The sequence below is a fragment of the uncultured Maritalea sp. genome (assembly GCF_937139385.1).
Classification (GTDB): Bacteria; Pseudomonadota; Alphaproteobacteria; order Rhizobiales; family Devosiaceae; genus Maritalea; species Maritalea porphyrae_A.
In genome coordinates, this window is the sequence record NZ_CAKZPW010000252.1 from 1 (window position 1) to 2867 (window position 2867).

The following is a 2867-nucleotide window of genomic DNA, read 5'->3' on the forward strand; positions in this document are numbered from 1 at the left end:
CTAACCGTGAACAAGGTTTGAATGACGATGTTTTGCACACAGCGGCTTTGACATTGCTTGGTGAGGCGGCGGGCGAGGGGCGCAAAGGCCAAGAGGCGGTTGGACACGTCATCAACAACCGTGTTGCGTCATCACGTTACCCGAATGATCCAAAATCTGTAATGCTGCAAAACAAGCAATTCAGTACATGGAATAAAGGCGCGGGCGGGAATAATCCTGATAAGCGGTTCAAGCGCACCGACCCTGCATACTTGGCAGCGCGGGCAACGGCGGCGGACGTGCTTTCCGGGCGCACAAAAGACCCTACCAACGGTGGTCTGGCATATTTTGCGGGCAAAGACCCATATTGGCTAAATGCTGAAAACAAAAATGGCACAAAGCAAATCGGCAATCATACATTTTTGCTTGGTAAGGGTGAGCAGCCGCAAACAGCCCTAGCCGCGATTGAAAGCCTTTCCCCAACTGAAAAGGCGGTTGTGCCATCACTAGGCTATGCCCCTTCACCACCAGATCGGCCAACAACAGCGCGGCGACCAGAGCAGCCTAAACAGAAAGCCCCGTCGTTTTTCGCTAAAGTGGGGGGATATAATAATTTCAAGAAGCTCGAACGCCAAGCCGCGCCATCTGCGCTAAAAGTTGCAAGTGCGGTTGGCAATTCAATTTTAGACACAGGGCAAAACCTTTGGGGCGGTGCTCAAAAAGCGCTAACCCCGCAAAAGCCTGTCAATCTACCCCGGCCACGGCCAACGCGCACGGCATCTGTTAACCCCGTTGCATTGCCCCGGCCAAGACCACAGCAAGACCCGCGCTTTGATTTCTCAAGTATGGGCAATCAATCATCTCCAGCCCTGCAAATGGCCTTGGATATGAAGGTCGCAAGCCTAAACAACCCAATCCCGTCGCAGCCTAAAATTGCCACACCACGTTCCACACGCAACTTTGACCGGGCAGAGGCGGGCTTTAACGTTCCTTACACCCGGCAAGTTGGCAAGGCCACGATTAATCCAATTGATCCGATCCAGCCAATTCAACAAGTTAGCCAACCGAACTATTTGGACCCGATCGCACCAACGCCTCCACAACGGCCGGCCGGCCTTGGCGGGCAAATGAACGGGCTGCAACGCACGGTCAACAATGTGCGCAGTGCATTGGCTCCGATCCGCAACGTTCGACACGATATCGCAGGTCAAATTGACGGGCTGAGACTGGCGGCAAGGCGGGCAGCGCAACAGCAAATACAACAGGCTTTGGGTAACAGGCCTTCACATATGATGGGCCTTGATCGTGCTGCATCAAGCGGCAATGTCGTTCATTCCAACGGCTACATTTATGCGGGTTCACCGGGCAATTTCCGTCAAGTCGGCAAAGTGCAAGGCAATGAAGCCAAGATGTATTCCACAAGCAACGAAAAGCCTAAGGGCTATCGCTATTACGATCAAGTTGAAAAAGAATGGAAGCGCAAATGAGCGACGGGTGCACGGGCTTTCAATGGCTTGAGGGCTTCTTTGAGATCCGACAGTGCTGTGTGATCCATGACGCGGGCGGTTCGGACGGGGTTTTACTCGATTGCCTCTTAGCCAATACCCCGCCAGAAATATCCATTCTGGTCGTGTTTTGCGTCTTTCTCATGGCGCTGTTTAGACCAATTTACCGAATGATCAAGCCTTACCTCAAACGCAAATAAAAGAGGCGTCTATGCGCGATTACATTTTCAATGTGTTGATTGCGGCGGACTGTCTTTTGAACGCGATAACGGGCGGGCATCATAGCGAAACAGTTTCAGCGCGGGCGACTAGAAATGCGGACCGCCACGGCTGGAAACAATTGGGGCAAATTCTTGAATGGATAGACCCCGGCCATTTAGACCGATCAGCCCGGTATCACGACAAGCTGAGAAACAAATAACCACATTGGAGCTTAAAATGAGCGCAAGCCTTATATTGGCTGAGTGCAAGAGGCATGGCCTTTTGAGAAATCAAGCCGCGTACGTACTCGCCACAGCAGAACACGAAACAGGTGGCACATTTAAGCCCGTTCGTGAAACCTTTGCAAAGACAGACGCGCAAGCAAAAGCACGCCTCGAAACAGCATTTAAAAAGGGTCAACTCAAATGGGTCAAAACCCCTTATTGGCGCGATGGTTTTTTTGGACGTGGCTTTGTTCAACTCACTCACAAATACAACTATGAAAACGCGGGTAAGAAACTGGGTCTTGATCTAGTCCGCCGCCCTTCAGATGCAATGAAGCCGAATGTTGCCGCTCAAATTCTGGTGGTTGGCATGAAAGAGGGCTGGTTCACGGGCAAAAAGCTTTCGGACTATATCACCCTCCAAAAATCCAGCTTCAAACAGGCCCGGCGCATCGTAAATGGCATGGACCGTGCGGCTAAGATTGCAGCCCTTGCAGTAAAGCACGATACGGCGCTCAAAGCGGCTGGGTATGGCAAAACAACGTCAACCGCCCCAATCCCCCCTAAACGTCCAGAAACGCGCTCACAGGGCATTATTTCAAGCCTAATCGCGCTTTTGGTTCAACTTATCACCTCAATATTCGGAGCAAAGAAATGAAAAAGCTAAAAGGCTGGCGTACGCGTCTATTCTCGGCGCTTGTGGCGCTATACGGAGCGATTGAGCTAGTCGACCCCCATTTAATCGCTGACGCGCTTGGTGTGGACACACAAGGACGTGCAATCATCATCATCTCCATTGCGGTTGGTATGTACGTATTGCGGCAAGTTACAACCACAGCACCGGGGCGGGCTGAGTGATGTGGAAAGCGGGTTTTAATGCGGTCTTAAACTTTTTCACAGGCGGCATTGTTGGTCGATTATTCGACACAATTGACCGTAAGGTAGCGGCTGAAAGCGA

Annotated in this window: 5 protein-coding genes; all 5 read left to right on the forward strand. The window is 51.6% G+C overall.

Going from position 1 to position 2867, the window contains the following annotated elements:
- Positions 1 to 1466: cell wall hydrolase (locus Q0231_RS10450; RefSeq protein WP_299347630.1), on the forward strand; the 1466-nt coding region annotated here is incomplete at its 5' end.
- Positions 1463 to 1684 (forward strand): hypothetical protein, encoded by a 222-nt coding sequence (locus tag Q0231_RS10455; RefSeq protein WP_299347631.1) that lies wholly within the window; start codon positions 1463 to 1465, stop codon positions 1682 to 1684. The genes Q0231_RS10450 and Q0231_RS10455, both read left to right, overlap by 4 nt.
- An 11-nt stretch (positions 1685 to 1695) precedes the next feature.
- A complete protein-coding gene (locus Q0231_RS10460) occupies positions 1696 to 1905 on the forward strand; it encodes a hypothetical protein (RefSeq protein ID WP_299347632.1) in 210 nt (69 codons plus the stop codon).
- Between the two features lie 17 nt (positions 1906 to 1922).
- Positions 1923 to 2567, forward strand: coding sequence for a glycoside hydrolase family 19 protein (locus tag Q0231_RS10465; RefSeq protein ID WP_299347633.1), 645 nt, complete (start codon positions 1923 to 1925; stop codon positions 2565 to 2567).
- Positions 2564 to 2767 (forward strand): hypothetical protein, encoded by a 204-nt coding sequence (locus Q0231_RS10470; protein WP_299347634.1) that lies wholly within the window; start codon positions 2564 to 2566, stop codon positions 2765 to 2767. The genes Q0231_RS10465 and Q0231_RS10470 overlap by 4 nt, the downstream gene beginning before the upstream one ends.
- Positions 2768 to 2867: the final 100 nt, after the last annotated feature.